This is a genomic window from Niallia yueguangensis (assembly GCF_052663115.1).
In genome coordinates this window covers 93,909-119,810 of sequence record NZ_JBQTCX010000013.1, presented here as the reverse complement: position 1 = coordinate 119,810, position 25,902 = coordinate 93,909, and the positions used below count along the sequence as shown (strand labels likewise).

At 35.6% G+C, this 25,902-nt stretch carries 24 protein-coding genes, 2 riboswitches and 1 other annotated feature; of the genes, 18 read left to right on the top strand and 6 right to left on the bottom strand.

The genetic code is table 11. The features are described from left to right. The first annotated feature begins 133 nt into the window (after nucleotides 1-133). From ytkD to asnB, 5 genes are all read left to right on the top strand, one after another. Nucleotides 134-610: an RNA deprotection pyrophosphohydrolase gene (ytkD, locus tag ACTYA4_RS13655; RefSeq protein ID WP_443482266.1), complete on the top strand. Its 477-nt coding sequence runs from the start codon at nucleotides 134-136 to the stop codon at nucleotides 608-610. A 117-nt stretch (nucleotides 611-727) separates the two neighbouring features. Further along, nucleotides 728-1,516: an alpha/beta hydrolase family protein gene (locus tag ACTYA4_RS13650; protein WP_443482267.1), complete on the top strand. Its 789-nt coding sequence runs from the start codon at nucleotides 728-730 to the stop codon at nucleotides 1,514-1,516. 29 nt (nucleotides 1,517-1,545) lie between these two features. Further along, entirely contained in the window at nucleotides 1,546-1,788 is a 243-nt protein-coding gene (locus tag ACTYA4_RS13645; RefSeq protein WP_443482268.1) for a DUF2584 domain-containing protein, read from the top strand. Between the two features lie 69 nt (nucleotides 1,789-1,857). Beyond that, nucleotides 1,858-2,051: riboswitch (SAM riboswitch) on the top strand. Between the two features lie 293 nt (nucleotides 2,052-2,344). Then, a complete protein-coding gene (metK, locus tag ACTYA4_RS13640) occupies nucleotides 2,345-3,547 on the top strand; it encodes a methionine adenosyltransferase (RefSeq protein WP_443482269.1) in 1,203 nt (400 codons plus the stop codon). 680 nt (nucleotides 3,548-4,227) lie between these two features. Continuing rightward, nucleotides 4,228-6,126: an asparagine synthase (glutamine-hydrolyzing) gene (gene asnB, locus ACTYA4_RS13635; RefSeq protein WP_443482270.1), complete on the top strand. Its 1,899-nt coding sequence runs from the start codon at nucleotides 4,228-4,230 to the stop codon at nucleotides 6,124-6,126. Here asnB and ACTYA4_RS13630 read toward each other — a convergent pair. Next, on the bottom strand, nucleotides 6,116-6,964 hold the full coding sequence (locus ACTYA4_RS13630; RefSeq protein WP_443482271.1) for a C39 family peptidase: 849 nt from the start codon (nucleotides 6,962-6,964) through the stop codon (nucleotides 6,116-6,118). The genes asnB and ACTYA4_RS13630 overlap by 11 nt on opposite strands. Before the next feature lie 347 nt (nucleotides 6,965-7,311). Here ACTYA4_RS13630 and ACTYA4_RS13625 point away from each other — a divergent pair, with 347 nt between their 5' ends. The 3 genes from ACTYA4_RS13625 (at nucleotide 7,312) to thiH (ending at nucleotide 10,999) form a co-directional block, all read left to right on the top strand. Next, complete coding sequence (locus ACTYA4_RS13625) at nucleotides 7,312-8,115, top strand: alpha/beta hydrolase (protein WP_443482272.1); 804 nt, start codon at nucleotides 7,312-7,314, stop codon at nucleotides 8,113-8,115. Between the two features lie 14 nt (nucleotides 8,116-8,129). After that, complete coding sequence (gene tbcS, locus ACTYA4_RS13620) at nucleotides 8,130-9,224, top strand: tetraprenyl-beta-curcumene synthase (protein ID WP_443482273.1); 1,095 nt, start codon at nucleotides 8,130-8,132, stop codon at nucleotides 9,222-9,224. 313 nt (nucleotides 9,225-9,537) lie between these two features. After that, a riboswitch (TPP riboswitch) is annotated at nucleotides 9,538-9,635 on the top strand. 257 nt (nucleotides 9,636-9,892) lie between these two features. Beyond that, entirely contained in the window at nucleotides 9,893-10,999 is a 1,107-nt protein-coding gene (gene thiH / locus ACTYA4_RS13615) for a 2-iminoacetate synthase ThiH (protein WP_443482274.1), read from the top strand. A 130-nt stretch (nucleotides 11,000-11,129) separates the two neighbouring features. Here the strand turns inward: thiH and mnmM are convergent, their stop codons facing one another. Next, nucleotides 11,130-11,702 (bottom strand): tRNA 5-(aminomethyl)-2-thiouridylate-methyltransferase MnmM, encoded by a 573-nt coding sequence (gene mnmM, locus ACTYA4_RS13610; protein ID WP_443482275.1) that lies wholly within the window; start codon nucleotides 11,700-11,702, stop codon nucleotides 11,130-11,132. Then, complete coding sequence (mnmL, locus tag ACTYA4_RS13605) at nucleotides 11,699-12,664, bottom strand: tRNA modification radical SAM protein MnmL/YtqA (protein WP_443482276.1); 966 nt, start codon at nucleotides 12,662-12,664, stop codon at nucleotides 11,699-11,701. The genes mnmM and mnmL overlap by 4 nt, the downstream gene beginning before the upstream one ends. Nucleotides 12,665-12,867: 203 nt before the next feature. On the opposite strand from mnmL, the gene ACTYA4_RS13600 reads away from it, so the two are divergent. After that, nucleotides 12,868-13,131 carry a YtzC family protein gene (locus tag ACTYA4_RS13600; RefSeq protein WP_443482277.1) on the top strand — a complete coding sequence of 88 codons (264 nt, stop codon included), beginning with the start codon at nucleotides 12,868-12,870 and terminating at the stop codon, nucleotides 13,129-13,131. 15 nt (nucleotides 13,132-13,146) lie between these two features. Then, complete coding sequence (locus ACTYA4_RS13595) at nucleotides 13,147-13,326, top strand: glycogen biosynthesis protein GlgD (protein WP_443482278.1); 180 nt, start codon at nucleotides 13,147-13,149, stop codon at nucleotides 13,324-13,326. Between the two features lie 46 nt (nucleotides 13,327-13,372). Here the strand turns inward: ACTYA4_RS13595 and ACTYA4_RS13590 are convergent, their stop codons facing one another. After that, nucleotides 13,373-13,744 (bottom strand): DMT family transporter, encoded by a 372-nt coding sequence (locus ACTYA4_RS13590; protein ID WP_443482279.1) that lies wholly within the window; start codon nucleotides 13,742-13,744, stop codon nucleotides 13,373-13,375. Nucleotides 13,745-13,947: 203 nt separating this feature from the next. On the opposite strand from ACTYA4_RS13590, the gene ACTYA4_RS13585 reads away from it, so the two are divergent. The 5 genes from ACTYA4_RS13585 (at nucleotide 13,948) to ACTYA4_RS13565 (ending at nucleotide 19,665) form a co-directional block, all read left to right on the top strand. Continuing rightward, a complete protein-coding gene (locus ACTYA4_RS13585) occupies nucleotides 13,948-14,517 on the top strand; it encodes a histidine phosphatase family protein (protein WP_443482280.1) in 570 nt (189 codons plus the stop codon). Between the two features lie 44 nt (nucleotides 14,518-14,561). Beyond that, nucleotides 14,562-15,731 (top strand): amidase, encoded by a 1,170-nt coding sequence (locus ACTYA4_RS13580; RefSeq protein ID WP_443482281.1) that lies wholly within the window; start codon nucleotides 14,562-14,564, stop codon nucleotides 15,729-15,731. Nucleotides 15,732-15,890: 159 nt separating this feature from the next. Next, nucleotides 15,891-16,114: a binding site (T-box leader), on the top strand. Between the two features lie 64 nt (nucleotides 16,115-16,178). After that, nucleotides 16,179-18,599, top strand: coding sequence for a leucine--tRNA ligase (gene leuS, locus ACTYA4_RS13575; RefSeq protein WP_443482282.1), 2,421 nt, complete (start codon nucleotides 16,179-16,181; stop codon nucleotides 18,597-18,599). Nucleotides 18,600-18,785: 186 nt separating this feature from the next. Then, nucleotides 18,786-19,088: a rhodanese-like domain-containing protein gene (locus ACTYA4_RS13570; RefSeq protein WP_443482283.1), complete on the top strand. Its 303-nt coding sequence runs from the start codon at nucleotides 18,786-18,788 to the stop codon at nucleotides 19,086-19,088. A gap of 394 nt (nucleotides 19,089-19,482) precedes the next feature. Next, nucleotides 19,483-19,665 (top strand): sporulation protein Cse60, encoded by a 183-nt coding sequence (locus tag ACTYA4_RS13565; protein ID WP_443482284.1) that lies wholly within the window; start codon nucleotides 19,483-19,485, stop codon nucleotides 19,663-19,665. 428 nt (nucleotides 19,666-20,093) lie between these two features. On the opposite strand, the gene ACTYA4_RS13560 is transcribed toward ACTYA4_RS13565, so the two are convergent. Further along, the gene (locus tag ACTYA4_RS13560) at nucleotides 20,094-21,371 is read right to left on the bottom strand and encodes a BaiN/RdsA family NAD(P)/FAD-dependent oxidoreductase (protein WP_445505686.1); all 1,278 of its coding nucleotides are present in this window, start codon (nucleotides 21,369-21,371) and stop codon (nucleotides 20,094-20,096) included. Between the two features lie 256 nt (nucleotides 21,372-21,627). On the opposite strand from ACTYA4_RS13560, the gene ACTYA4_RS13555 reads away from it, so the two are divergent. The 3 genes from ACTYA4_RS13555 (at nucleotide 21,628) to ACTYA4_RS13545 (ending at nucleotide 25,216) form a co-directional block, all read left to right on the top strand. Further along, complete coding sequence (locus ACTYA4_RS13555) at nucleotides 21,628-23,256, top strand: putative polysaccharide biosynthesis protein (RefSeq protein WP_443482286.1); 1,629 nt, start codon at nucleotides 21,628-21,630, stop codon at nucleotides 23,254-23,256. Nucleotides 23,257-23,293: 37 nt separating this feature from the next. After that, the gene (locus ACTYA4_RS13550) at nucleotides 23,294-24,013 is read left to right on the top strand and encodes a pseudouridine synthase (RefSeq protein ID WP_443482287.1); all 720 of its coding nucleotides are present in this window, start codon (nucleotides 23,294-23,296) and stop codon (nucleotides 24,011-24,013) included. 357 nt (nucleotides 24,014-24,370) lie between these two features. Continuing rightward, a complete protein-coding gene (locus ACTYA4_RS13545; protein ID WP_443482288.1) occupies nucleotides 24,371-25,216 on the top strand; it encodes a polysaccharide deacetylase family protein in 846 nt (281 codons plus the stop codon). A gap of 352 nt (nucleotides 25,217-25,568) precedes the next feature. Here ACTYA4_RS13545 and ACTYA4_RS13540 read toward each other — a convergent pair whose 3' ends face one another. Then, entirely contained in the window at nucleotides 25,569-25,790 is a 222-nt protein-coding gene (locus tag ACTYA4_RS13540; RefSeq protein ID WP_016202849.1) for a DeoR family transcriptional regulator, read from the bottom strand. Nucleotides 25,791-25,902 lie beyond the last annotated feature (112 nt).

Genomic DNA, 25,902 nt, shown 5'->3' with positions numbered 1-25,902 from the left:
TATAGTTACAACCCTTTTGATTGAAAATATGTTCCATTCATTTTCTTTTTTTAACACAATTACGATCATTTGTATAGAAATTAAGATGGAATCGTGTAAAAATATAACAAACATGATGAATGTGAGGAGCTTGATGGATACATTTTATGACTTTTATGGTTCGAAGGTGACCTTTTCCTTTCAAAAAGAAGAATTTCCCACAAAAGCTGAACATGTTATTGTTATTTGTTATATGAGAGGGAAGTGGTTATTAACACAACATAAAAAACGGGGACTGGAATTTCCTGGAGGTAAAGTTGAGTGTGGAGAATGTATAGAAGATGCAGCAAAAAGGGAAGTGTATGAAGAAACGGGAGCAATCATCCAAAACATGCATTGGATTGCTCAGTATCAAGTACACCTTAAAAATAACTATTTTGTAAAAGCTGTTTATTTTGCAGTGGTCGATAAGTTGATGAAAAAAGAAGATTATTTAGAAACAAATGGCCCAATTTTAATAGAAGATTCTGATTTAGAACAACGATGGAATGACCAATTTAGTTTTATTATGAAAGATAATGTTATGAAATTATGCTTGAGCAAAATAAAAGAAGAATTTTATTTGCTGTAACTGTTATTTTGGAGATGAATAGAATTGGTACGTGGAAACAAAAGTTAAAGAGATGTTTTAGCCCAAATAAAATGAGAGCTACATGTTAAAAGAGGGAAAAGAGGTGCTAGTATTTTAATGAATAATGGAGATATTGTAGAGAAACTAAAATTTCCTTCTCCTCATCCATTTATAGAATTATTTATCGTTACTTATTACGCAGACGGGCTAAAAATAAAAGGATTACTTGCAGAACCAAAAAATGAGGATACATATGAAGGCTTTCTTTATTTAAGAGGTGGCATCAAAAATGTAGGCAAAGTAAGACCTGGAAGAATTGTACAATTCGCATCAGAAGGATTTATTGTGTTCGCTCCTTTCTATCGGGGCAATCAAGGAGGAGAAGGCAACGAAGACTTTGCTGGAGAAGATCGTATGGATGCGATTGCTGCATTTGCTTTATTAAACAATCACGAACGCGTTAAACATGTTCACGTATTTGGTTTTTCAAGAGGCGGTGTAATGGCACTGCATGTTGGATTATATTGCCCGGCAGCATCGATTGTTACATGGGGTGGTGTAAGTGATATGGTCCTTACATATCAAGAACGGAAAGATTTGCGAAGAATGATGAAAAGGGTGATTGGCGGAACGCCAACTAAATATCCAGATAGATATAAAGAGCGTACACCATTATTTCATTTAAATAACATAGCTGCTCCAACCTTGATAATACACGGTATGTTAGATAAAAATGTTTCAATAGAACATAGCTATCAATTAGAAAAGGGGCTGAAAACAGTGGGGAAAGAAGTAGAAACATGGTATTTTCCTGAATATACACATTATTTTCCTCCTTCAATCAATAGAAAAGTTGTGACGAATCTATCTAGATGGATGAAAAAACAAACAATAAAAGAATCATAAAAACTAAGTAATAGAAGGGAGAATATCAAATGGGGATGCCTTTAGAATTAAATACAATGATTGTCACAAAAGGGAAGGAACAAAGGGTGAAAGATAACTTTTTTATTTTACAAAAAGAAGAATATCGTTTGTACCCTATGCATATCCCTGTAGAAGTTAGAAAAACAAAATCCGGTGAACGAATCGGTACAGCTACCATTGAGAAATTAGAATGGGAAAATGGGAAAACAACTATTTTATATCAACTCATTGCATTAAATTCAACAAATTAAAATAATCTAAAATAAAATCATTGACATAAATTAAAGGAATACGATATTATTTTAATTTGAACGGATACTCTCTTATCCTGAGCTGGTGGAGGGACTGGCCCGATGAAACCCAGCAACCTACTATGTGAAGAAAATAGGCTGCAACATTTAATATATGTGCTTGTTCAAATAAGGAACAGCCTCGATATGTTTGATGTGACAGACATTCTCTTAGGAAAGGTGCTAACCTGAAGCAAGGACTATATTTCCTTGAACGATAAGAGTGAAAGGTGCGAATCGATTTGCTTTCAACCTTTTCACTATGAAAAGGTTTTTTGTATGCAATCTGATAAACTATCTTTTATAAAATGTATATTTTCGATGTGTGTTTTTACAAAGAGATGGGCAACTGAGTTTCTTCCAATGGATGTTTACAATGGCTATCTCGGGATAAAAACAGCATGTTTACTTCATACTATCTAGGGATGAGTACCGTGTCAACCAGAGGTTTGTAGGGATGGATTCTCAAAACGAAAAGACCTCGCTTTTATTTTTCGATAAATAAGGAGGAAATCAGATGTCAACAAAACGTCGCTTGTTCACTTCTGAATCGGTAACTGAAGGTCACCCAGATAAAATTTGTGATCAGATTTCAGATGCTATTTTAGACGCTATTCTGGAAAAGGATGCTAATGCTCGTGTAGCTGCAGAAACATCTGTTACAACTGGATTAGTATTGGTTGCAGGAGAAATTTCAACATCTACTTATGTAGATATCCCAAAAATTGTACGTGAAACGGTGAAAGAAATCGGTTATACTCGTGCAAAATATGGTTTTGATGCAGAAACTAGTGCAGTATTAACATCAATAGATGAGCAATCTGCTGATATTGCATTAGGGGTAGATCAGGCTCTAGAAGCACGTGAAGGAAAAATGACAGACGAAGAGATTGAAGCAATTGGTGCTGGTGACCAAGGTTTAATGTTCGGATTTGCTTGTAATGAAACAAAAGAATTAATGCCACTTCCTATCTCATTAGCACATAAACTATCAAGAAGATTAGCAGAAGTTCGCAAAGAAGAAATACTTCCATACCTTCGTCCAGACGGTAAAACACAAGTAACGGTGGAGTACGATGAAAATAATCAACCTGTTCGGGTTGATACGATTGTTATTAGTACACAACACCATCCGGAAATAACATTAGAACAAATTCAGCGCAATATAAAAGAACATGTCATTAACGCTGTTGTACCAGCGGAATTAATTGATGAACATACAAAATATTTTATTAATCCAACCGGCCGTTTTGTTATTGGTGGACCTCAAGGAGATGCAGGTCTAACTGGTCGTAAAATCATTGTTGATACATACGGTGGTTATGCTCGTCATGGCGGCGGAGCTTTTTCTGGTAAAGATCCAACAAAAGTGGACCGTTCTGCAGCATATGCTGCTCGTTATGTGGCAAAAAATATTGTTGCAGCAGGTCTAGCTGATAAAGCAGAAGTACAGTTAGCCTATGCAATTGGTGTAGCGCAGCCAGTGTCTATTTCAATTGATACATTTGGTACTGGAACCGTTTCAGAAGATAGTCTTATTGAAGCTGTTCGTGAACATTTTGATTTGCGTCCTGCTGGAATTATTAACATGCTTGATTTACGTCGCCCGATTTATAAGCGAACGGCAGCTTACGGTCATTTTGGCCGCAGTGATGTCGACTTGCCATGGGAGCGTACAGATAAAGCGGATATTCTAAAAAATGCTGTTGTAGCTAAATAATAGAGCAAGAAACTTAAAGGGAGATGCATAAAGGTGCGTCTTCTTTTTTAAAGGCTGTTTTCGTTCGGTTTTCCGAGGCTTACCACACGCTTTCCGCGGGGCGAGCGCCGAGCCTCCTCGTTGTGGGGTCTCGCCTGTCTCGCTAATCCCGCAGGAGTCGTGCGGACGCCTCTCTTAACCAACATGATGGTCGTTTTCAAATTCTCTATACCATTTTTATCCTACTAAATATAAGGTTTTACCTATAATTATTTAATAAAACACTTCTTCAGGGGCCTCGCATACGCTCCTGTGGGGTCTCCATTAAAGCAGAACAAAATAAAGGAAAAAGTCCAAGTTTTGTCCAAGTGACGGCTTATAAAAGACAAAGTGATGGTGAAATAAGGAATAAATAGGGGCTGAACAAGACGCCCTGCTCTTTTCTTGTACTAATACAGTGTAACCCCTATTTTTATTTTGCGTCTAATATTATGTGAACATCCTCTAATAGGTATCCCGAATAATTTATGATACAATAGAAAACACTAGATAGTTAATGTAAAGTAAATTATTTACATTAATGTTGTTGCATAAAAGTAGAGGAAGCAATTATTGCTTTTAGAAACTTATACTGACAATTTTTTAAAGCAGGAATATCCTATAAAAACAACGATAACAAATGAATGGAGAAGGTGAGCAGTATGTGTGGTTTTGTAGGCTGCGTACATGAAAAAGCACAAAACTTTCAAACAGAACAAAAAGAACTATTTGCAGAAATGAATAGAATTATTACCCATCGTGGTCCTGATGATGAAGGGTACTATTATGATCAACATATACAGTTTGGATTTAGAAGATTAAGCATTATTGACATTGAAAGTGGGCATCAGCCATTAACATATGAAAATGAGCGCTATTGGATCATATTTAATGGAGAAGTTTATAATTACTTAGAAATTAGAGAAGAGCTTATAAAAGCAGGTTTAACATTTCAAACGAATTCCGATACAGAAGTGATTATTGCGCTGTACAGCCATGAAAAAGAAAAAGCAGTGGAAAAACTGCGTGGCATGTTCTCTTTTGTCATTTGGGATAAACAAGAGGAAACGTTATATGGAGCTCGTGATCCATTTGGCATTAAACCTTTCTTTTATTATAATGATGGCGAAAAAACATTTTTTGCATCGGAAAAGAAAAGCATTTTAATGGCATTAGAAAAGGATGTTTTAAACGAAGAATCACTTCAACATTATTTAACTTATCAATTTGTTCCAGAACCTGACACGATGTCAAAAGGAATAAAAAAATTAGAGCCAGGCCATTATTTTACGAAAAAAATCGGATCGCCAATGGAGATCAAACGTTATTGGAGAGCAGCTTTCCAGCCTGTTAACAAAACAGAAGATGAATTTGTCAAAGAAATAAAAGATGTTTTGTTTGATAGTGTTAAAATACATATGAGAAGTGATGTACCAGTTGGTTCGTTCCTTTCAGGAGGGATTGATTCATCGATCATTGCAAGTATTGCAAAAGAATTTCATCCAGCCATTAAGACTTTTTCTGTAGGTTTTGAGCATAATGGCTTTAGTGAAATAGATGTAGCAAAAGAAACAGCGGATAAACTAGGAGTAGAAAATATCAATTATGTTATCTCTCCAGAAGAATACATGAATGAAATTCCAAAAATTATGTGGCATATGGACGATCCTTTAGCTGATCCTGCATGTGTGCCGTTATATTTTGTTGCAAGAGAAGCGCGCAAACACGTGACAGTGGTTCTGTCAGGTGAAGGGGCAGATGAATTATTTGGTGGATATAATATTTATCGTGAACCACAATCTTTGGAAATGTTTAATAAAATACCAAAAGTCGGGAAATCAATGTTGCGTACGATAGCAACAATGCTTCCTGAAGGGGTAAAAGGAAAAAGCTTTATTGAACGTGGTGTAACGCCAATGGAAGAACGTTACATTGGGAATGCAAAAATGTTCACAGAAGAAGAAAAGCAACAATTATTATCCGTTTACCATCATAACTTGCATTATACGAATATTACTAAACCACTTTACAACGAAAGCATAGGATATGATCCTGTCGATAGAATGCAATTTATTGATATTCATACATGGATGCGTGGAGATATATTATTAAAAGCAGATAAAATGACGATGGCACATTCATTAGAATTACGTGTACCGTTTTTAGATAAAGCTGTTTTTGATGTCGCTTCTAAAATTCCAACAAGTTTAAAGACGGCCAACGGAACAACAAAATATATTTTACGTAAAGCAGCAGAATCTTTTGTACCAGAACATGTGCTAAACCGTAAAAAATTAGGGTTTCCTGTTCCAATTCGCCATTGGTTAAAAGCGGAAATGAATGACTGGGCTAAAAATATCATTAAAGAAAGTGGTACAGATCATCTATTAAATAAAGCTGTTATTTTGCAGTTGTTAGAAGACCATTGCCAAGGAAAAGCAGATAATAGCCGCAAGATTTGGACAGTATTAATGTTTATGGTATGGCATAGCATTTATATAGAAAAAAAATATTCCTTCGAAGAGGAATATGTAAAAAAAGTACAAGCTGTTAGGAATTAATATAGGTAATAGCTTGACTTCCCATTTGCACCCAGGATTCTTGAAAATCTTTTATGGGTGCTTTTTTATTTTTTTTACCAGTGAGTGGATCATTAAAATAAATATAATCATCATCATAACCGGTCAGTAAAACAGAGTGTTCAGATTTAGTTATTTTAATAGTGCTGTTTGGTGTAATCCACGTTTGGAACTGATTATCCGACAGCTTTTTATATTTTGTATTAGTAATAACCCAGACTGGACGATTATCGGAAAGATGAGTTTTTAGCTTGTCAAAATCGGAGCCAGTTAAATCTACGATTAAGTTTGGCAAATAGTTATTGGCTAGTTTAGCAATCGGTTTGTGGTAAACACCAAAGCCTGGTTCCTTTATAGAATACATATTGCCTACAAATCCATTATTCGGATGGCCATAATATATTTTCCCGTTTATTTGTTTATAAGGAGTAGAATCTTTTGTTATTTCTTCCGCAAGTGTCATTTTGTCGACATCTATACCTGCATATTGAAGCAGCATAGCTAGGCTTGTTACTTCACAGCCCCTTGGAAGCTCTGGCAATTGACGAATAACGGGAGCGTTTAAATGCACACTTGGTTTTACTGAAGCGGTGCTTTCTTTTTTTTCATTTTCTTTTGTTGCTTGTATCGTTATTTCTTTTGCGAAGGCAATTTCATTTTTGTCTTTGAATTTAAGCACGTAGATGCTGGCAGCTGTTACGAGAAGAATTAATGAGAAAATAATCCCTTTTAACAATATGGTCAGCTTTTTTTGAATATATAAAAATAGAAGGACCAATAATCCTATCATAGAATATAAAATAATTGCATTTGAGTTCATCGTTTCACCTATTTAGTTTTTTATAAAATTATTTCGGTTTATGGACGAAAATGTTGAAGTAAATAGGCAAAGTTACCTATGGCATTCTCACATAAATCGTCAATGTAATCATACCTTCTTTTTTTGAAGTTTGTAAATAAAATAATATTCTAGCAGTTAGTAGAAGAACAATCATGTGTTAACGTCAATTAAGTTAATAATATTCGATTGTATTATTGCAATAATTTATTAAATCTTAGGGAAAGATAGAGAGATAAAGTCCATAGGTTCTTCCTGTTTGTAAAAGTATAGGACCTGCTACATAATAAAAAAAAGAGAAAATGGAAGAATTGGAATGGGGGACAGTTATGTGGAAATGGGAAGCAGAAGGCGAAGCAAAAGCGGTCATCGTTATTGTTCATGGTGCAATGGAGCATCATCGAAGATATGGCTGGCTAATTGAAATGTATCGATTATCTGGCTTTCATGTTGTGATGGGTGACCTCCCTGGGCAAGGAATGACAACAAGATCGAGAAGAGGCCATATTGAATCATTTGATGAATATACAACAGAGATAAAGGATTGGATTCAAGCAGCATATCAATTTGAATTGCCAGTTTTTTTATTAGGTCATAGTTTAGGGGCATTAGCATCTGTACGATTGCTGCAGCAAGAAAAATTAAAGGTGGCAGGGTTAATTTTATCTTCGCCTTGTCTTGGGCTAGTTGAATATCCAAATAAGCTTTTAAACGGTCTTTCCTTGGTTTTAAATAAAATAATACCTACCTTTCGTTTGAAGACAGGCTTAACGATTGATATAGCTACTAGGAATGAATCAATCCGTGAAATCGACAACAATGATACATTATATATTACAAAAGTTTCGGTTAGATGGTATCGAGAAATGCTTACTGCTATTAAGTTTGCCTTTACAGAAGTGGACAAAACACAAGATCTCCCTTTATTGTTAATGCAAGGAGGAGGAGACTTAGTGGTAGATAAAAAAATGGTAAAGAACTGGTTTAATATGGTACCATTATCTGAAAAGAGATATAAAGAATGGCCAAAATGTTATCACGAAATTTTTAATGAACCGGAAAGAGAAGAAGTATTTGAATATGCAAAGGATTTTATTATTAGTCAATTAAAATCTATTGGGTATATTGTATAAGTGAGGTTTTTTATATGTCAGTACCAATTATGCCACTATCTTTACTGTCAAAAGTATATTTGAAAGTGTTTCCTGTCGTCCATAAAGAGTTAAAATACTGGACTGATAGAGCAAGCTCAATACCAAACATAGAGCTTCGAAAACAAGCTTTAGCAAGTATTGAACAAAAGACCTTTCATTGTGAAGGCGGATCGATTATGGCACTTATTGCAAAGGAAAACTATAAAGATGCGATAAAATTTATTGTTGCCTATCAGACAATCAGTGATTATTTAGACAATTTATGTGACCGCAGTACATCGTTAGATCCGGAAGACTTCTCCGCGCTGCATGAATCGATGAGGCATGCGTTAACATTGGATGCAAATCCTAATAACTATTATCGTTTGAGAGAAGATCAAGATGATGGCGGATATTTATATGATTTAGCAAAAACATGTCGCGACGCTCTATCGAAGCTTGATAATTATATACATATAAAGGACCATTTACTAGAGCTTTGCGGCTACTATTGTGATCTGCAAATTCATAAGCATGTTATCGTGGAAGAAAGAATTCCTAGATTACGGTCTTGGTTTGAGCGAAATAAGCATCTAATCCCTGAAATGGAATGGTATGAATTCTCGGCTTGCTCTGGGTCTACTTTAGGAATATTTTGTTTAGTTTCCTATGCGTACCGAAAAGATTTTGAACCAGCTTATGCATTATCTATTCGTGATGGCTATTTTCCATATATTCAAGGTTTACATATATTATTAGATTATTTTATCGACCAAGAAGAAGATAGAATTGGTGGAGATTTAAACTTTTGTTTTTATTATAAAGATGAAAAAGAACTATTTAGTCGATTAAAATATTTTGTTGCCGAAGCAGATAAACACACAAACACACTGCCTCATCAGCAGTTTCATAAATTAATAAACAGAGGCTTATTAGGCGTTTATTTATCAGATGAAAAAGTCAATAAACAACAGAATATCCGAAAACTGGCAAAAGAAATAATTAAAACATCTGGCCCAATCGGTTACTTTTTTTATTTAAATGGAAGAGCCTATCGGAAGTTCCAGAAAATAGTTCCTGCAAGTATAGTGAAAGCGATGATAAAGTAAAACTTTTATAAAGTGAACCTTCCATTTGAGGATTTTCTCATCCTCAAATGGAAGGTTCATTTATTTTCGTCTAGGAAATTATAAACGAAATGGGATGTGGATAACTCGGCGGTTGTGTCCGCATCTAGCTCCAGCGCCTAGCTCTTGTGAAAAATAACCCCATGCCTCTAAAAGTAAAAAGCACTTTTTGAGTCATGTGAACATTTTTCTTCAGAGCTGTTCAAGGCGCTTGCGCTTTTGTTCTTTTTTGTATTTTTTTCGTTTAAAAATTACAAAAATTCTGTTTATTTGATATAATTGAAATATAATTTAACAAAAATGCTAGGGGTGCTGATTGGCTGAGAGGTAGAAAACCGACCCTTTGAACCTGATTTGGTTAAAACCAACGTAGGGAAGCATTAGATGAAAAGAATGACTCTATTTATCTATGCTCACCTATGCACATGCAGGCGGGCATTTTTTAATTTGGCTATGTTAAAGCTCATTGTTGATTTTGGCACGATGTTGATTGTGAGACTCCTGCGGGAAAAGCGAGTCAGAGGCCCACAGGCGTAAAGCGCCGAGGAGGCTCCCGGACCGCCTGCGGAAAGCGAACGCCTAGAACGGAAATCAACAGGCAAGTTTAACAGAGCCTTTAATTTAAAAAAATGGGATAGGAGTGTATTAAAATGAGCTTTTATGATGTTTTTACAAAAGTAAAGGATTTACCTTATTCACAGTTGTTTACAAACGTTACATCAGCTGAAGTGGAGCGTGTTTTAAAAAAAGATTGTTTAACAGAAAAAGACTTCTTTTTATTACTTTCACCTGCAGCGGAAAAATATATAGAAAGGATGGCACAAAAAGCTCATCAATTGACTGTTCAGCATTTTGGCAAAACGATGCAGCTATTTCTCCCGTTATATATATCTGATTATTGTGTAAATACATGTAAGTATTGCAGCTTTAGCTTTAATAATGATTTTCCGCGACGTAAATTAACACTAGAAGAGGTGGAAAAAGAAGCGAAAGCGATTGCTGATATGGGGATTAAACATATTATTCTTTTAACGGGAGAATCGCTAATTCATTCTTCTGTTTCGTATTTAAAAGAAAGTGTAAACGTGTTAAAAAAATATTTCTCTTCTATAGGGATAGAAATTCAACCTCTTGAAACGAAAGATTATCAGGAATTAGCGGATTGCGGCATAGATAGTTTAACCGTGTACCAAGAAGTGTATCAAGAAGAAATTTATCGAGAGCTTCATTTAAAAGGGCCAAAAAGAAATTTTCGTTACCGCTTAGATACACCAGAAAGAGGAGCAATGGCTGGTTTTCGAAATGTAAATATTGGTGCACTGCTCGGCCTGCATGATTGGAGATTTGAAACGTATATGACTGGATTGCATGCAAACTATTTACAAAATAACTATTTAGAAACCGAAGTGGGAGTTTCTTTTCCAAGAATGCGGCCGCATGCAGGAGATTATCAACCGAATGATATCGTCACAGATAAAAACCTGGTTCAAGCAATGCTTGCTATGCGATTATTTTTGCCTCGAGCAGGTATTGCGTTGTCTACACGTGAAACTTCAGAACTTCGCAATTACTTAATACCATTAGGTGTAACAAAAATGTCAGCAGCTTCCTCAACGGTAGTAGGTGGATATACAAAAAAAGATTCGAGAAAAAGTCAATTTGAGATTTCAGATGACCGTTCTGTAGAAGAAATAAAAAAATTATTAAAAAAAAGCGGCTATCAACCAGTTGTGAAAGATTGGGAAAAGGTGAAATAATTATTCTGCATTTGAATATTTGTTTGCTATGCATGAACGAGAGAATTGTTCGGATAGAAATTCCATTAAAAAGTGGAACTATAGAAAAAGGTGTTGCCTAAATCTAAATAGGAAAACACCTTTTGTATTGTTACCTTTTTTCTATAGCAATTATAAACGGAGGATTGTTCACTTGATTCATAAACCGATACTGCAAGACATGGGCAGTTTGCTGGTCGATTGTTTCTACATAGGATAAAAGCTCATCCCTTTCCAGCTGACCTTCTGGGTGGCCATGATAAATGACCAATATAATAATGCCTTCAGGTGCCATTATATCCAGCAAATGTTCGATTGCAGAAATTGTGTTGTTGGCTGTTGTTACAATCGATTTATCTCCTCCTGGCAAATAACCAAGATTAAAAATCGCAGCGGTTACTTTTCCGTGATGGATTGCTGGAATAATTGTTTTTAGTTGTTCATGCCCACATAATGAAAGGGTCGCAACTTCATTTAAGTTGTTTTCTGTTAATCTTTTTTCCGTTGCGGCTAGTGCATCTTGTTGAATATCAAAACTGAACACTTTTCCTGTTTCGCCAACAAGCTTTGCTAAAAATAATGTGTCGTGGCCATTTCCCATCGTAGCATCAACAGCAATATCGCCCGTTGTGATGCTTTTCTCCAATAAGGATCGAGCAAATGGGAGGATTCTTTCTAACTTCATATAGATACCTTCTTGTTTGTTTTGTAGTATTTTCCTTGCCAGCTGTTTCGTCGCTTTAACTCTGCATCAATGCTATTTAGTACTTCCCATTTATTTACACTCCACATTGGACCAATCATTAATTCAATCGGTCCATCTCCGGTGATACGATGAATGATCATTTCAGGTGGTAAAATTTCTAATTGATCACATACTAATGATACATATGCCTCAAATTCAAGAAACTTCAGCATGCCTTTTTCATATTGTTTCACCATTGGTGTCCCTTTTAATAAATGAAGCAAATGAATTTTGATTCCTTGAACGTCCAACTGACTAACCGCACGAGCAGTCTCCATCATCATGTCATTTGTTTCTAATGGCAGGCCATTAATGATATGGGAGCATATCCGGATATTATGTTTTCTTAATTTATTAACACCTTCAACATAGCAGGCAAAGTCATGGGCACGATTAATGAAATCGCCTGTTTTATCATGGGCTGTTTGCAATCCTAATTCAACCCATAAGTAGGTGCGTTCATTCAGTTCAGCCAAATATTCAACGACGTCATCTGGGAGGCAGTCAGGTCTTGTAGCAATAGAAAGGCCAACGACATTGTCTTGCTTCAGCACTGTTTCATATTTTTCACGCAGTTCATGAACAGGAGCATGCGTATTCGTAAAGGCTTGAAAATAAGCCATGTATTTTCCATCTTTCCATTTTGTATGCATTTTATTTTTTATATCATGAAATTGTTTTTCTAAACTGTCGACCCGATTTCCGGCAAAATCACCAGAACCAGCAGCACTGCAGAACGTACAGCCGCCGTGAGCAACAGTGCCGTCTCTATTTGGGCAATCAAAACCGCCATCCAGCGCAATTTTAAAAACTTTATGACCAAATTCATTTCGTAAATGGTAATTCCAAGTATGGTAGCGTTTATTATCTGATGCATATGGGAAAGGGTTAAGCTGATTCATATCAGTAACCTCCTTAGATGAAGTTTAATTTTTTCCATAACAAAAATTTTATCATGAGATACGAGCATCTTCCAACCAGATTTTCTAATGAGTAGCTAAAAGACGTTAAAGTTAAGAAAAGGAAGTTATAAGATAGTAGAACAAACGAATAATAAAAAAGAAGCTTTATGCTTCTAATGGTGATATTTGGGGAGGTTAATAAAATGGCAACTCGACAATCAGTAGAGGAACTTCTGCAAAGATGCAATGAGGTCATACATGATGCACAAGAGCAATGTAAAATAGGAAGTCTGCAAGAACATTATAACAAGGATGAATTCACCGAATCACAATTAAAATTAGAAGAAGTTACGAATGACTTAATTGTGATGGCGCACAGTGCAAATCCGCAGCAGCGGGAACAGCTGAATAGAATGAGAATACAGCTAGAGCAATTGCAGGCTGCAATGACGATAGAAATGCATTAAGGGGGAATTATAATAATGACAAAACGTTCGAAACAAAATAACCCAGAACAAAAAACGCGCAATGGCATCAATAACCAAGACTTAGAACTGGGTGCAGAGTTTGATCAGGTCAAATTGTCAAAAAAGCAATACGAAAAAACAGGAGGACAACCTGTGAAATCTAAATTCAGACCAGAGCCGGAACAGTCAAAGTAGACTTTTTAAACAAAATACTTCCCCATCCTATAAGATGGGGAAGTATTTAATAGTTAGATTTGGAATACGCTTGCTTTTCATCTAGTTGTTTACTCGAACCATGATTGCTGGATAAATTAAGTAAAATTACTCCTACAATAATAAGAACGATGGAAAAAACTTTAAGTGGATTCAAGTTCTCTTGAAAAAAATAAAAACCAATAACGCTTAAAAGTACAATTCCAAGGCCAGACCAAATAGCGTATGCAATTGAAATATCCATTGATTTTAATGTTAAGGTAAGAAAACCAAATGCCGCAAGATAAAAAATAATAAATAAAATGCTAGGAAGAATCTTTGTAAACCCATAAGAAAGCTTCATCGTAACAGTTCCAGCCACTTCAAAAAGTATAGCGAGACACAAGAACAGCCAATGCATACAAAATACCTTCTTTCTTTATCTTTTTAAAAAACCTCCATTATAATAAAATTTCTTACATAGAATATCAAGTTTAACGATGCAAAACATTTGAGAATACTTTGTTTCTTTATTAAATTTAATTGAAAAATAAGACTTTTTCGACTAAATTAATAAATAGGATAAAATGTTTTTGAACTACCTATTTAGGAAGGAAACGAGTCATGACGAATATATGTTTAATCCGACACGGAGAAACGGACTGGAATTCTTTAGGGAAGATTCAAGGGAAAACGGATATTCCCTTAAATGAAAAAGGAATAAAACAAGCTGAAAATTGCCGGGATCACTTAAAAGGATCTAATTGGAATGTTATGGTGACTAGTCCATTAATACGGGCGAAAAAAACAGCAACCATCATTAATGAAGCTTTAAACTTGCCACTTGTAGAAATGGAGCAGTTTATGGAAAGAAGCTTTGGTGAAGCGGAAGGGAAAACAAGAGAAGAAAGAGAAAAGTTATACCCTGATTTACAATATCCTAACCAGGAATCTCGAGAAGATTTAATTGATCGAATTTTAAAAGGTCTTCAAAAGGTTGTATTAGATTATCCGAATAAAAATGTGTTATTAGTAGCGCATGGTGCAGTGATCCATACGATTCTAAACACCTTATCAGAAAATCAAATTACATTAGAAAATACGTATTTAATGAATGCTTGTATCAGTAATATTCATTATAATGATAATAAATGGACAATTAAAGATTATAATGTAGTCGATCACCTCTCGTAACAAAAAGAATGAAAAAGACGGTACAACAATGGGGGAATTGTAAGATGACAAATAATTATGGTGCATACATGGATAAAGATTTAACAATCAAGGGATTAGGTGACGGAGAATTACATAATATGCGTTTTGCCGTAAAGGACGTTTTTGAGATTGAAGGACATATCGCTTCAGCTGGAAATCCGGATTGGCTGAAAACACATAAAGCAGCCAAAAAAACGGCACCAGCTCTTAATCGTTTATTGCAAGAAGGGGCAATTCTAGAAGGGACAACGATAACAGACGAAATCATGTATAGTTTAAATGGGGAAAACTTTCATTATGGAACGCCAGTAAATCCAAAGGATCCTCGAAGAATTCCAGGCGGATCTTCATGCGGCTCTGCTGTTACGGTTGCAGCTGAATTATCCGATTTTTCTATTGGTACAGATACAGGCGGTTCCATTCGAATTCCATCGTCTTATTGCGGATTATTTGGCATTCGTCCTTCACATGGACTAGTTCCAATTGAAGGTGTAATTCCGCTTGCAAAAAGCTTCGATACAGTTGGCTGGATGGCAAGAGAAGCGGAAGTTCTTCTCAAAGTAGGGAAAGTATTAATCGATCAAAAGGAAGAAGAGCAAAAGCCTTTTACTCGTTTTTTGCAAGCAAAGGATGCTTGGGAGTTAACAGATGAAAAGGTGAAAACAGTGTTAGAAGCTCATCTGCAAAAGGTTATCGATAATCCCGAGCCTGTGATCGTTGCAGAAGAAGGGCTGCAAGAATGGAAAGAAGTATTCCGTATCCTTCAAGCGAATGAAATTTGGACAGAGCATGGAGAATGGATTAAAAAAGAAAATCCCACATTTGGACCAGGAATTGCTGAACGTTTTGAAATGGCAAGCAATGTCACAACAAGTGAAGTGGAAGCATGTCTTCCAAAAAGAAAGAAAATTAGAAGCGATATGGAGCAGCTATTACAAGAAGATGGCATACTAGTGATTCCAACAGCACCTGATGTAGCCCCATTATTAAATTTACCAAATGAAGCTTTAGAGGTTCGCCGCAGCCAAACATTACAATTATGTTGTATCGCAGGCTTGTCAGGGTTGCCGCAAGTGAATGTTCCAGTTGCTGAGGTAGACGGGGCGCCAGTAGGATTATCCTTTATAGCAGGAAAAAATCAAGATTTAAAACTATTGCAATGGGTTGTTGATCATTTCAGCAAGAATAAATAGGGGAAAATATTTCTTTTTCAGATAAAGGTACATAATGGTCAAGTAAGCATATATTAAAGTACCTTTTTAGGAATTCAGCACTTTTTTAGCCGTAATATATATTCTGTTAGCCTACTTGCATCCTTACAAGAAATACAATACAATAAGTAAAAGATATAGGGAAAAACATCGAGAAGGAATAGTAAAGATGATTTTTTGCAATAGAGAGCTGACGGTTGGTGAAAGTCATGCCAAAAAACATCTTGAACTCGCCTTTGAGTTGCAAGTGTGAACTAGCAGTAATGCTTGCCGTCCACCGCGTTAAGGGTTAATGAAGCGAGTGGATTTTTCACTAATGTGGGTGGTACCGCGGGAGAACATACATAATACCTCTCGTCCCTATTTGGGATGAGAGGTTTTTTATTTGTAAATTAACATAAAGATATTTTTACAGTAGGAGGAAAAAAGATGAGCTTTAATCATCAACAGATAGAGAAGAAATGGCAAAATCATTGGGAAGAAAATAAAACGAATAAAACAAGTGAAGAAAAAGGCAAAAAAAAGTTTTATGCACTTGATATGTTTCCGTATCCGTCAGGAGCTGGTTTGCATGTAGGGCATCCAGAAGGCTACACGGCAACAGATATTCTGTCCCGTATGAAAAGAATGCAAGATTTTAATGTACTGCATCCAATGGGGTGGGACGCATTTGGCTTGCCGGCAGAACAATATGCATTAGACACTGGGAATGATCCAGCGGTTTTCACTCAAAAAAATATAGACACATTTAGACGTCAAATTAAATCATTAGGATTCTCTTATGATTGGGATCGTGAAATTAATACAACAGATCCTGAATACTATAAATGGACACAATGGATCTTTTTACAGTTATTTGAAAAAGGACTTGCTTATGTAGATGAAGTTGCGGTGAACTGGTGTCCTGCACTAGGAACAGTGCTTGCAAATGAAGAAATTATTGATGGGAAAAGTGAACGTGGAGGACATCCTGTTGAAAGACGTCCAATGAAACAATGGATGTTAAAAATTACAGCGTATGCTGATCGTTTAATTGACGATTTAAAGGATGTAGACTGGCCAGAAAGCATTAAAGAAATGCAAAGAAACTGGATTGGTCGTTCTGAAGGTGCAGAAGTAACATTCCAAATCGACAATCATGAAGAAACATTTACTGTGTTTACAACAAGACCGGATACACTTTTTGGTGCAACCTATGCTGTATTAGCACCTGAGCATGCACTTGTAGAAAAAATTACAACAAGTGAACAAAAAGACGCTGTTGCAGCTTATTTAGATAAAGTCAAAAGCAAAAGTGATTTGGAAAGAACGGATCTTGCAAAAGAAAAAACAGGTGTTTTCACTGGCGCCTATGCGATTAATCCAGTAAATGGAGAAAAACTGCCAATTTGGATTGCAGATTATGTGCTAGTCAGCTACGGAACTGGCAGCATTATGGCAGTTCCTGGACATGATGAGAGAGACTATGAATTTGCAAAAACATTTAATCTTCCAATCAAAGAAGTAGTCGCAGGAGGAGATTTAGGAAAAGAAGTTTATACTGGCGATGGAGAGCATGTTAACTCCGATTTCTTAAACGGGCTTAAAAAAGAAGAAGCGATTGCAAAAATGATTCCTTGGTTGGAAGAAAAAGGAATAGGAGCGAAAAAAGTTACGTACAGATTGCGCGACTGGTTATTTAGCCGTCAACGCTACTGGGGTGAGCCAATTCCGATTATTCACTGGGAAGATGGCACAATGACAGGTGTTCCAGTTGAACAATTGCCGTTGACTCTTCCAAAAACTACAGAAATTAAGCCTTCTGGAACAGGGGAATCTCCACTTGCCAACATTGCAGAATGGGTAAATGTTGTAGATCCTGAAACAGGGAAAAAAGGGCGTCGTGAAACAAATACAATGCCACAATGGGCGGGAAGCTGCTGGTACTATCTACGTTATATTGATCCAAAAAATAGCGAAAAACTAGCAGATCCTGAAAAAATTAAAGAATGGCTACCTGTAGATATTTATATCGGAGGCGCAGAGCATGCGGTATTACATTTGCTTTATGCTCGTTTCTGGCATAAATTCCTTTATGATATAGGAATCGTCCCAACAAAAGAACCATTCCAAAAATTATTTAACCAAGGAATGATTTTAGGGGAAAATAATGAAAAAATGAGTAAATCAAAAGGAAATGTTGTAAACCCAGATGAAATTGTGGAAACACATGGTGCTGATACTTTACGTTTGTATGAGATGTTTATGGGACCACTTGACGCATCAATTGCCTGGTCGACAAAAGGACTTGATGGTGCAAGACGTTTCCTTGACCGCATTTGGCGTTTAATTGTAGAGGATAATGGTGCACTTTCTGCTAAAATTGCAAATGCGGAAGGAGAAAAAGCATTGGAAAAACTATATCATCAAACGGTTAAAAAAGTGACAGATGATATTGAAGGTCTTCGTTTTAATACAGCCATTTCTCAACTAATGGTATTTATTAATGAGTGCTATAAAGCAGATACATTGCCGAAAGCATATGTAGAAGGTTTTGTAAAATTACTTTCACCAATTTGTCCACATATTGCTGAAGAACTTTGGGAGAAGCTAACAGGACAATCTTCTACTATTGCTTATGAAGCTTGGCCAGCATATGATGAAGCAAAATTAGTAGATGATGAAGTGGAAATCGTTGTGCAAATTAATGGAAAAGTGAAAGCGAAGCTAATGGTTCCTGCAGATGCAAATAAAGAAGCTTTAGAACAAATTGCAATGGATGATGTTCAAGTAAAAGAACAAATTGACGGCAAAACGGTTAGAAAAGTAATTGCCGTTCCAGGTAAATTAGTAAATATAGTAGCTAATTAAGAAGTTCTTTTGTAGAAAAGGTTCAGCATGGTGAAAAAATCCATTGTTGAACCTTTTTTTGTTGTTATGTAGAAATCAATCATACGATTTGCATCTTCTAATGGTTTATTCTATATTACAAAGAGAAATAAGTATATGCATAGTGAAAATGAAATTTATTTTTGCAAATAGATGGAGGGAAAAAAGATGGAGATAAAAGAAATAACAACAGATGAATTAGAGAAAAAATTGAAAAATGGGGAAAAAGTGGAGTTAGTAGACGTGCGGGAAGATCAGGAAGTGGCAGAAGGAATGATTCCAGGTGCAAAACATATTAGAATGAATGACATCCCAGCGAATTTAGAGTATTTTTCTAAAGAGAAAGAGTATGTTTTTATTTGCCGATCTGGCGTAAGAAGCGAAAATGTATGCTATTACCTGCAGGATCAAGGCTATCATGTTGTAAACATGCTTGGTGGCATGCTTGATTGGAAAGGAAGTACTATTTAGTAGGGGAAGCTCTTCCATGGTTTATAAATAGTGGGAGGGCTTTTTTTGTAGTCAGAAGCAAAATGATTTTGCTGTTTAAACATATTTTCCTTTTCATTCAGCGTGAAGATAGAAGGAGTTAGGGCTAAGAATGATGTTGGTTTGGAGAAGCGTTTGCTCGACTCCTGCGGGATTTGCGAGAAAGGCGAGACCCCGCAGGAGCAAAGTGACGAGGAGGCTCGGCGCTCGCCCCGCGGAAAGCGAGCGATAAGCTTCGGAAACCCCCTTTTAACAGAGCTTATTTTCAGGGGAGCCAAAAGATACTTAGATTAAAAGTAGAATGGATGAATATTGTTTATTTTGTCTATGATGATAATAGAAAGCGGTTATTTTCTCAAAGGGAGCAGGATAAACAATGATAAAAGTGAAATTATTTGATCAAGAGCATGAAAAAGATTTAGAGCTGGAAATGAATAAGTTTTTAGAAAAGATAGAGGAAAAGAAACTTATTGATATTAAATATAATGTGGCAGCTATGCCGGAAGAAGAAGACGAACAAATTTATTGTTTTTCTTCGATGATTATTTATAGGAGCTAAGTGAGGCTTCTATATAGATAAAAAGCTGAACAAAAGGTGTTCAGCTTTTTTAATAATAGGCTCTTTTTCGTATAGATTATTGTTATTTTAACCCGCAGCCTGAATACACTTCGCTTTCCGCGGACGAGTGCCGAGCCTCCTCGTCGCTATGCTCCTGTGGGGTCTCGTCTTTCTCGCTTTTTCCGCAGGAGTCTACGTGTATTCAGGCTGCTCAGTGCTTCAGTCATGTTTATTATTTTATTCAAAAACAACAAACTTTGAGAAAACAGCCTAATATCAGAATTTATAAGTCTCAAGTTAGAAGAGTGTCTAGCTCCAGCGCCTAGCCCCTGTGAAAGATAACCTCTTGTCTCTAAAAGTAAAAGACATTTTTTGAGACAAGAGAACATTTTTCTTTGGCGCTGGTCAAGGCACTTGCGCTTTTCTAATTAATCCACATGCATTTGTTTAGCAAATAATGCTGCATTAACACCAGCTAATCGTCCTGTTACAAAGGCAGAAGTAATATTGTATCCACCTGTATAGCCATGAATATCTAATATTTCTCCACAAAAATACAGGCCTTCCATTAGCTTTGATTCCATTGTTTTCGGAAAGATTTCCTTAATGGATACACCGCCGCCAGTAACAAATGCTTTTTCCAGCGGCAATGTACCATTAACTTTAAATGAAAAGGATTTACAATAGCCAGCAAATTGTTTTAATTTTTCTAAAGAAATAGTAGCTCCTTGTGCGGCTGGATCAATTTGTGCTAGCTCCAGCAAAAACAATAAATAGCGTTCTACTAAAAAGCCTTTTAATGTATTTTTTATAGCTTTTTTTGCATCTTTTTTTATCATCTGCTTAATATCTTCGAGAAGCTTGTCTTCTTTAATAGTGGGAAAGGAATCAATAGACACCGTTGCTTCTGATAAATTCCACTTTTTTAATGCTTTTACGACAAATTGACTACAGCGCAGCACCGCTGGGCCACTTATGCCAAAATGAGTGAAAATCATATCCATTTGATGCGTAATCAGCGGTTTTCCTTTTGGATTTAATACACTTAATGCAACATTTTTTAAGGATAAACCTTGGAGAACCTTGTCTTTAATAAATGGTTCTTTGGAAGTTACTGGAACTTCCGTTGGGAATAATTCTGTTATCGTATGTCCGGCCTTTTTCGCCCAAGCATAGCCATCACCTGTTGAACCAGTATGGGGAACAGACTTTCCGCCAACTGCAATGATTAAGGAAGTACAAGATTCTGTTTTTCCATTTGTTAATACGACTGTTTTACTACTATCTTCGTTGTATTGTATCGTTTTAACAGGTGTATTTATTTTTCTTGTCACCTTTAGGCGATCCAGCTCCTTTATTAACGCATCTACAACTGATTGTGCTTTGTTGGAGACAGGAAACATTCTGCCGTGATCCTCTTCTTTAAGCGCAATGCCAAGATTTTCAAAAAAAGCAATGATATCTTCATTATTAAAAATCGAAAATCCGCTATATAGAAACCGGCCATTTCCAGGGATATGTTTAATAATCTCTTCTACAGGCAAGCGATTCGTTACATTACATCTTCCTCCGCCGGAAATAGCAAGTTTTCTGCCTAGTTTATCTCCTTTATCAATTAATAATACTTTCGCTTTATTTTCGGCTGCCCCAATAGCTGCCATCAGTCCAGATGGTCCTCCACCGATTACAATTACATCATAATGCATGCAAAATTCAACTCTCTTTTTTATGATTTTCTAATGTACTAAGTAGCGTTTCTTATGAAGAAAGGGTACACTAATATAAGTGTGTCTAAAAATGTTCATGAAATTTTCTTAATTTATTGTTTGTATAATGATATTTTCATGGTAAAATTTTTTGTTATGTCAGAGAATTTTTTAAAATTTACATATGAACTAAATATAGAAAAATACTTACTATTATTTAAAGTTTTACCTTAGATCCATTTAAGGAAGGGATTTTATGTCATCAAAACTGTTAAGAGGTACATTTATATTAACATTAGGAACGATTATATCAAAAGTGTTAGGATTATTCTATGTTATTCCGTTTAATATGATCGTTGGAACGCAAGGCACGATTCTGTATCAGTACTCTTATGTAGCGTATACAATTGTTATTAGTATTGCAACAGCTGGAATTCCCCTTGCAGTCAGCAAGTTTATTTCTAAATATAATGCATTAGGAGAATACGGAGTAGGCAGGCGTTTGTTTAAATCAGGTTTGCTTGTAATGGCATGTACTGGATTTGTTTCTTTTCTAGTGCTTTATTTAATAGCACCATTTCTTGCAGAAATCATTATCCCTGCTGAGGATTTAACTTCGTCTGTGAAGGATGTTACGACAGTAATTCGGGCAGTCAGTTTCGCCCTCATTGTTGTACCAATAATGAGTTTAATCAGAGGGTTTTTTCAAGGTCATGAATCTATGGGCCCTTCAGCTGTTTCACAGGTTGTTGAACAAGTTGTCAGGATCTTATTTTTACTTGGTGGAGCAGCACTTGTCATTTATGTGCTAAAAGGAAAATTAATAACGGCTGTTAGTATAGCTACATTTGCCGCTTTTATAGGTGCCATCGGGGGATTGGTCGTCCTCTTATGGTATTGGAAAAAAAGAAAAGGTAACTTAAATAAATTATTATTAGAAGATAAAAGTGAGATGTCGCATATTTCTTTAAATTCTATGTATAAAGAAATTCTAATATCTGCTGCACCTTTTGTTTTTGTAGGTATTGCCAATCCAATTTTCCAGCTCATTGATACTGTTACCTTTAATAGGGCTATGGCTAATATCGGTTTAAGTACTGTTTCGGAAACGGCATTATCTATTTTTAACTATCAAACACATAAAATTGTCATTATTCCTGTTTCGTTGGCAACTGCTTTCTCATTAGCTTTAGTGCCAATGATCACAAAAGCTTTTGTGAATCAAGATCAACAAAATGTAAACTATCACTTAAATCAAACATTTCAGGTGTTATTATTTATCACCCTTCCGGCAACCATTGGATTATCTATATTAGCAGAGCCAGTATATAGGCTGTTTTATGGAGCAACTGCAGATTTACAATTAGGTACAGAAGTTTTAAGAATGTATGCACCAGTTGCTATTTTATTTTCTCTTTATTCAGTAACGGCTGCCATTCTGCAAGGAATTAATGAGCAGCGTTATACGATTCTTAGTTTATTAGTAGGGATATTGGTGAAGTTAAGCTTAAATATACCACTTATTGAGAAATGGGAAACGATGGGGGCGATTTTAGCGACTGCATTAGGCTATACTGTTTCTATTGTTATTAATTTAGTGGTTATTAAAGTATATGCCAATTTTTCCTTTAAACTAGTTTTTAGAAGAAGTGTCCTTATTATGGCATTTAATTTTATTATGTTTATAAGTGCAGAATTGGTTTATCAACTATTAAATTTGTTTTTATCTGTAAACTCTCTTGTTGCGTCATTGCTTTTAGTTATAATGGTAGGTATTGTAGGAGGCGTTACGTATGCTTATTTAGCATACCGGACAAAATTAATCTATATTTTGTTTGGCGATAGAGCAAAACGGATAAAACAAAAATTACGTCTTCCTTTTTAAGAGGGCATTATATAATTTCAGTTTAGGTTGTGAAAAAATGAGAATTGATAAAATGCTGGCTAATCTTGGCTACGGCAGTAGAAAAGAAGTAAAAATGCTTTTAAAAAACAAAGTAGTAAAAATAAATGATGTCCTTGTAAAGGATGCTAAGCAGCAGGTGGATCCATTTAAAGATGTTGTCACACTTTATGGCGATATTGTTGAATATAAAGAATTTATTTATTTAATGATGAATAAGCCACCTGGTTTTATTTCAGCAACGGAAGACACAAGAGAAGAAACAGTAATTGATTTATTGCAAATTGAAGATTCTGTGTATAATCCATTTCCGGTAGGGAGATTAGACAAGGATACAGAAGGGCTGCTGCTTATTACAAATGATGGGAAGCTTTCCCACCGTCTTTTGTCGCCGAAAAAGCATGTTCCGAAAACGTATTTTGCCGTAATCAAAGGAGAAGTCACAGAAGAAGATATAATCGCCTTTAAAAACGGGGTGGTATTAGATGATGGGTATGTGACAAAGCCTGGACAATTAACGATTTTAAAATCTGGTGAAACATCAGATATCGAATTAACAATATCAGAAGGAAAGTTTCATCAAGTAAAACGAATGTTTGAAAGTGTCGGCAAAAAAGTGATGTATTTAAAAAGAATTTCGATGGGCCCGTTAACGCTTGATGAGACATTAGAACTTGGAGAATATCGGGAACTAACTGATGAAGAAATCGAACTTTTACAAAATTATGAAGTGAAATAATCAAAACGTCCAGATTATGATGGACGTTTTTTTATTATGCTGTTTTCGTAAAGATTTTTGCTTTTAAACTCGCAGGCTGAATACACTTCGTCCGTTTAGCGAGCGCCGAGCCTCCTCGTCGCATACGCTCCTGTGGGGTCTCGTCTTTCTTGCATTCCCACAGGAGTCTACGTGTATTCAGCCTGCTGAGTACTTCTTCTCCCATTTTTTATGTGAAAAACAACAAATTTTGAGAAAACAGCCTTTTATTATTATCTTTTCTAAAATCTTTATTGTAATAATTGTAATTTTTTTGAAACAAACATCTTGTTATCTGTTATACTTAATAAAGAATCGTTATAGAAGGTGTGCAGCAAGATGAGAAAAAAACGAAAAAAAAGAATAGTAAAACCACAAATCTATGTTATTAGTATTCTATGTATTTCTTTATTTAGTATTTTTTTCTGGAATATTTTTGCTGGTGAAACTGAGGGAAGTACAAGGAAACAAGTAGGAGTATTACAGGAAAAGAAAATATATCGTCCCCCGTTACAAGAGAATAATCCGCTTTTTCAACAAAAGAAACAACAGATTAAAGAACAACTCAAAGCGAAGGCAGAAGCAGCAGACCGTAATAAAAAAATCGTTTATTTAACATTTGATGATGGTCCATCAGCTGTATCATCCGCCATACTAAAGCAATTACGAGATTATCATGCAAAAGCTACGTTTTTTTATTTAGAACCAAACATGGAAGTATATTCTGAAATTGTGCAAGAAGTACATAAAGAAGGCCATTCTATCGGTTTGCATGGTGTTACACATGATGTGAAACAAGTGTATGCAACAAGCAATTCAGTTGTTCATGAGATGAACAGTACGAATGAAGAGCTGGAACAAATTATTCATCAAAAAAGTCTGCTGATTCGAACACCCTATGGCAGTAAACCACATATGAATGAAGAGTCCTTAAATAAAGTAAAACAGGCTGGGTATATTTTATGGGATTGGGATATAGATAGTCAAGATTGGTATTATAAAGATAAAAGATATGTGGACAATACAATTAACCAATTAAAAAACATTGGCCATAAAAAACCCGTTATCCTTTTACATGAACGACAAGCGACAGCACAATATTTAAGTCTGCTATTAAACTATTTAGATAAAGAAGGATATGATTGTAAAGCGATAACAGAAGAAATGATGCCAATACAGTTTTAATCTTTAAATAGGCTACTAACAAGTTCTTCAATTGAATATACACACGATTGACCTCTTATTTTGAGGTCTTTTATTTTATCTGAAAAAATTTCGATGGAAAGGAAGGTTTTAGTGAGGACAGAGGGAGATTAGCAATTTTAGTTTTTTCGCCAAAAAAAACGCCCATATAACACTTTGGGCAGTTTAATTCTATTCATATATTCATTTTAAATGATAATGGAAATTCAAATGACTGAGTTTCCATGGAGATAGCTTAACACCTGTTTATGTTTTCTCTTTATGGTAGAATGCTAAAAAAGCAGGTATGATAAGCCAATTTATATTTTACGTAAACAATGTTCATTTCACTATTTCAAGAAGTCATTTTAACTTTTTTTCTTGTTGTTGTCCATTTACCACGACTTGGGCTTTGTACTAAGTCGTTATAAGCTAAAACATTCAAATCTCTTTGAATCGTTCGAGGAGTAATACCAAATTCCTCCACTAGCTCTTGTGTTGTTACAGTTCCACGCTTACTAATAAACATGTAGACGGATTTGATACGGTTTAACATCCGGTTAGTTGAAGGTTTCAATAAACCACTCCCTATCCTTTTTTCAAACCTTTGGCAAATTCCTACGACCGACAGCTTATTTGAAGAATATTCTTCAAGCGTATGTAATTTTCTTTTCCACAGACAACTCCTT